This window comes from Mycobacterium sp. (assembly GCF_049281135.1).
Classification (GTDB): domain Bacteria; phylum Actinomycetota; class Actinomycetes; order Mycobacteriales; family Mycobacteriaceae; genus Mycobacterium.
On record NZ_JBAPRN010000172.1, the window covers coordinates 1 to 4,938 of the forward strand.

Annotated in this window: 5 protein-coding genes and 2 pseudogenes; all 7 read left to right on the forward strand. The window is 64.7% G+C overall.

Annotated features, from left to right (window positions below):
* A pseudogene (locus WAN02_RS06885) lies at nucleotides 1-250 on the forward strand (hypothetical protein); the annotation flags it as partial.
* A 160-nt stretch (nucleotides 251-410) separates the two neighbouring features.
* Entirely contained in the window at nucleotides 411-719 is a 309-nt protein-coding gene (locus WAN02_RS06890) for a hypothetical protein (protein WP_422263418.1), read from the forward strand.
* Nucleotides 720-764: 45 nt separating this feature from the next.
* Complete coding sequence (locus WAN02_RS06895; protein ID WP_422263419.1) at nucleotides 765-1,055, forward strand: hypothetical protein; 291 nt, start codon at nucleotides 765-767, stop codon at nucleotides 1,053-1,055.
* 65 nt (nucleotides 1,056-1,120) lie between these two features.
* Nucleotides 1,121-1,957, forward strand: coding sequence for an ESX secretion-associated protein EspG (locus tag WAN02_RS06900; protein ID WP_422263420.1), 837 nt, complete (start codon nucleotides 1,121-1,123; stop codon nucleotides 1,955-1,957).
* Nucleotides 1,958-1,992: 35 nt separating this feature from the next.
* The gene (locus tag WAN02_RS06905) at nucleotides 1,993-3,021 is read left to right on the forward strand and encodes a MinD/ParA family ATP-binding protein (RefSeq protein WP_422263421.1); all 1,029 of its coding nucleotides are present in this window, start codon (nucleotides 1,993-1,995) and stop codon (nucleotides 3,019-3,021) included.
* Complete coding sequence (gene eccD / locus WAN02_RS06910; protein WP_422263422.1) at nucleotides 3,021-4,502, forward strand: type VII secretion integral membrane protein EccD; 1,482 nt, start codon at nucleotides 3,021-3,023, stop codon at nucleotides 4,500-4,502. Before WAN02_RS06905 ends, eccD begins: the two co-directional genes overlap by 1 nt.
* A pseudogene (locus tag WAN02_RS06915) lies at nucleotides 4,499-4,938 on the forward strand (type VII secretion-associated serine protease); the annotation flags it as partial. The gene eccD and the pseudogene WAN02_RS06915, both read left to right, overlap by 4 nt.

A 4,938-nucleotide genomic window follows, 5' to 3' on the forward strand; every position in this document is an offset into this window, starting at 1 on the left:
CTTCACCTCGCCGGCCAGCACGTTCGAGCCGGAGAGCGGGGGACGGCCGACCGGACGGGCGGGTGTGCTCAACGCGGCGGACCTCAAGAGCCCGACGGCTCGCGGCGTCGGTGGTTCGGCAATGCCGATGTCGCCGGCCGGGATGCTGGGCCGTGGTGAAAGCCCATCCGGTGACAAGAAGGACGATGTCACGCATGCACGGATCGTGGTGAACTCCGGTCACCAGAATCCGCAACGGACGCACCTTTAGCTCGCTGCGCCGGACAATGACGCCATTGGTGCAATTGGGACAAGAGGGGAAATTTGATATTTGGATGACGCTGATAATGGTGAAGTGACAGCTTCCGAAAAGCACACTTAGACTCTCGATAATGCCCTGCCCGGGGCGCTGGCATAAAGGAGAAGAGTAGATGGCATTCCCGCGGATTCCGCAAGACGTGGCTATGCAGGTCAAGTCGAAGATCGAAGACCTCATGGAGCACGCAACCATTGCCGCCAACCAAGGTCTGTCAGCGGTCGAGGAAATTGTCGCAGCCGGCGCACACAGTGGTACCGCCGCGATTGTCTCGCAGCAGAAGGCAGTCGAGATCAACACCGACCTCACGCGCATCATTCACGGCTGCACAGAGCTGTCCCACAAGCTGGGTATCTCGGTCGCGCAGTTCGCCCAGCACGACCACGACGCGAGCAGTCAACTTCAGGCGATCACGCCGTCCTGATCATCCGTCGACAACCAACAGCCATAAAGGGATAGGAAGACAGATATGTCGGACCCGAACACAATCACTTACCAAGCCGGCGCGATCGAGCATGCAACCGGCACCCTGGCGTCGGCATCGGCGTCACTGGAGCAGTGCAAAGCAGATCTGACGAACGTCAATGCCCTGCTGGCCAGCCACATGGGCGGTCAGTACCACGACTCGTACCAAGAAGCGATGCTGCAGATCGAGCAGCCGCTGCAGCACTTGGCCGAGGTGGTGGGTCAGCACGGCCAGGTGTTGAACTCGATCACCTCTGACGCGTTGGCATTGGACGCCTCGCTCGCTGCGGGGTGACTTAGGAAGCCAGGCTGGGGCGCATGCGAAAGCTTGCGCCCCAGCGGCTTTCAAAGCGACGATTCGTGTTAACCACCACCGTCGATGGCTTGTGGGTATTGCAGATACTCACTGGAATCGAAACACTCGCCCCGGAATTGGGGTTGCGGTCCATCCGACCGAGCGTCGAGACACGCGAAGCGGCGCTGGCCCATAAGGTCGCCGCGGATCTGCGGCGCGCCGGCGTTATCGACGAAGCAGGCAACGTCGACGTCCATGTCGTCGAATGGCTGACCGTGCTCTCGCGACGCGATGTCGCGTTACTCATCAATGTGCGCACGCCGGCCAACGGGACCGCGTTGACCGGGGCGTTGCTCGGGCGCTTCGCCGAGTGGTGGGTGATCATGGAGCGCTCCGAAGATCTGATCCGCATCGGTGGCGCCGGAACGTCGACGGCCGAAGGCGCTGCCAACGCCGTCATCCGTGCCCAGATCGAGCGACTGTGCGGGATTCATGAACCGGCGCCGTTGCGGCCGGTGACACTCGACGTCGACGCCATGAAGGAAAAGGCAACCAGCCGGCAGGCCCTGGACGCCTTTCTGGCGAGTCAACGCTTGGATCCCGATCAACTCCAGATCCTGAAAATGGCCGCCGATGCGGACCGATCGGCCCAGGCCGGGATCGTCGCGATTCAGTCCGGCTTGGCGCTTGCCGGACCGACGCGGGCCTACGTCGAACAGAGTGCGGTCACCGTCATCGACACCCCTGAGGGGCGGATCGTTGCCGAGCACGAACAACACGGCGGCAAAAAGTGGATGATCCTGGCGCCGGGCACAACCAGCAACATCACCGCAGCGGTCAACCGGATGATGCGGCGACTTCCGGCCAATGATGAATGGTTTTCGTATCGAAAGGTTGTGTAAGTGACCGGTTCTGCACGCGTGTTAGCATCGGCATCGTGACAAATCCGTGGAACCCGGCACCAAATTCACCGGAACAAGGTCGGCAAACGCCACGGCCATCTGCGGGTCCGCGTCCCCAGCACCCCGACTCCGTTTCGGAAACACTGCGCATCTCCGATATGGTCAGGGCGCGCAAAATTCCGCCCGGTTCGGGCTGGCGCAAGTTCATATATTCTGCGTCGTTTCAGACCATTAATCTCGGCGAGTCACCCGCCGAGCGGCACTACCGCGAATTGCAGGGCCGGATCCGCCGCCACATCCGCAAGCAGTACGTCGTGGGGGTGGTCTCGGGCAAGGGCGGCGTCGGCAAGACCACGATGACAGCCTGCATCGGTGCTGTGTTCCGCGAATGCCGTCCGGAGAACGTGGTGGCCATCGACGCGGCGCCCGGTTTCGGAACACTCGCCGGCCGAATCGACGAGTCCCCGCCGGGCGACTACTCGGCCGTGCTGAACGACACCGATGTCCAGGGCTACGCCGATATTCGGGAGCACTTGGGGCAGAACAGCTTAGGGCTCGATGTGCTGGCCGGAAACCGCGCGTCGGACCAACCTCGGCCGCTGGTCCCGTCGATGTTCGCCGGGGTGCTGTCTCGGCTGCGCCGCACGCACAACGTGATCGTCGTCGACACCTCCGACGACCTCGAGCACCCGGTGATGAAGGCCGTCTTCGACGCCTGCGACACGTTGGTCTTCGTGTCCGGACTGACCGCCGACACCTCGCTGCCGGTGACCCGCGCCATCGACCTGCTGCGGTCGATGGGCTACCACGAATTGGTGTCACGCAGCATGGTCATTCTGAACGACAGCCGCAATAAATACGATGCCGATGCGCGCGCATATCTCACCGAACGATTCGGGCAATCAGGCGCGACTGTCGAATTCATGCCATTCGATCAGCATTTGGCAAAAGGCGGCATTATCGACACCCGTCACGAATTGCAAAAGAAAACTCGGCTTCGGCTATTTGAGATCACTGCGGCGTTGGCGGACAAATACGTTCCGGACGCCGACAGGCCGCGGTAATGGCGAAGGTCGCATTTCCGGCGCGTTGCGCAGTTGCGGTGGTATGTGGCGAACACCTTGTCTCGCAGGTGTACCCGGCGTCGGTGCCGGTCGAGGTGTTCATCGACAACATCGTCGAGTTGCTCAACGATGAACTCAAACGACGAGGCTTGGCCGGACTCGAATCCGGCGTCGGCTACGAATTGCACAAAGCCAACGGCGTGCGACTCGACGTCACCAAAACTCTCGACGAACTCGGCGTCGAAGACGGCGCCACGCTGGTGCTGGTGCCCGCAGTCGAGGGCGACTCCTTCGAGCCGCAATACGAGTCGTTGTCAACCGGCCTGGCCCGCGTGGGGAAAAAACTGTTCGAACCCGTCACCGCCGTCACCGCGGCGCACACCTCGCTGGCCATCCTGGCCCTGACCTCGGCGGCGGTGCTGGCCATGGCTGTGCGTAACCGCATCGCCAGCGATTCGATGGTGCCCAGCATCGTCACGGGTGTACTCGGTCTGCTCGCACTCGGTGGCGGCGCAGCGGCGGCGCGGTGGTGGCCGCACCGGGCCGACCTGATCTGCGGGTTTGCCTGGATTTCGGTACCGCTGCTTGCGGTGAGCCTCGGCGCGGGCGCTCCCGGCGCCGTCGGGGCAGCGCACCTGTTCATCACGGCGCTGGCGGCGGCGATGCTCACCTGCGGAGTCGCCGTGCTGACTGGGCGCTACATCAACGTGGCGGCGACGGTCGTGACCCTGTGCGGGCTCGGCGGGATGATCGCCGCGGCACGGATGTGGCGGCCGGTTCCTGCGCAGTGGCTGGGGATGTGCACGCTGGTCATCCTGCTCTTCCTGCTGACGCTGGCGCCCACGATCGCGCTGTGGTCGGCGAGGATCCGGCCGCCGTACTTCGGTTCGGTCACCGGTCGCGACCTCTTCCGACGCAGCGCCGGGCTACCAGTCGACGCGGTATCACCGGTGGACGAAGCCGTCGAGGAGGAGATGAGCCCCGACACCACGCCGCGTGGAGCGCAGATCGCGGCGGCCGCCGTCCGCGCCAACAACGTGCTGACCGGAATCTGCGTGGGCGCCAGTCTGGCGCTGCCGGCCGCGGTATGGGCCACCCTGATGCCGGGCCATCACCGCAGCGGTTACGCGGTGGTGCTGGCGGGGCTGTTCGTCCTCATCTTCATCAGCCGCGGCCGGGCGTTCGCCGACAAGCGGCAGGCGATCGCGCTGGTTGCCGGAGCCGCCGCGGCGACGTGCGTCGGCGTCATCAAATACGTCTGGTGCGCGCCGGCCGCGGCATCCGACGCGGTGCTGTGGGGCGCGCTGCTGCTGGCCGGATTCGGTGCGGCGGGTTTGGTGGCGGCGCTGCTGGTGCCGATCACCAGGTTCACCCCACTGGTGCGGATGATCGCCGAATGGCTGGAGATCGCGGCGATCATCGCCGCGCTGCCGCTGGCCGCATGGATTGGCGGGTTGTTCAACTGGGTGCGCATGCGATGATGCGTCCGTTGGCGCCCTTGCGGATCTCGGCCCTCACCCTCGTCGGCCTGCTGGTCGCTGCTCCGTCGACTCTGCCTGCGGCACACGCGATTCCGCCACCAGCCGTCGACCCCGCCCGGGTTCCCCCGGACGGCAAGCCCGCACCGGAAGCGCCGATGCGGCAGAGCAACATCTGCGCGCGGACCATCACGGTCGCCGAACCGAACGTGGCCGTCACCGCGCCGGGCTTCACCCTGCTCAACGTCAGCAAGGCGTGGCAGTACTCGACCGGTAACGGTGTACCCGTCGCGGTCATCGACACCGGGGTCAACCCCTTCCCACGGCTGCCGGTGGTTCCGGGCGGCGACTACATCATGGCCGGCGACGGGCTGATGGACTGTGACTCGCACGGCACCGTGGTGGCGTCGCTGATCGCGGCCGCGCCGCAAGGCACTCC

What these genes read in the sequence shown, in the direction of transcription:
- WAN02_RS06895 (WP_422263419.1), top strand. Translation starts at nt 765, where the DNA reads ATGTCGGACCCGAACACAATCACTTACCAAGCCGGCGCGATCGAGCAT.
- WAN02_RS06890 (WP_422263418.1), top strand. Translation starts at nt 411, where the DNA reads ATGGCATTCCCGCGGATTCCGCAAGACGTGGCTATGCAGGTCAAGTCG.
- eccD (WP_422263422.1), top strand. Translation starts at nt 3,021, where the DNA reads ATGGCGAAGGTCGCATTTCCGGCGCGTTGCGCAGTTGCGGTGGTATGT.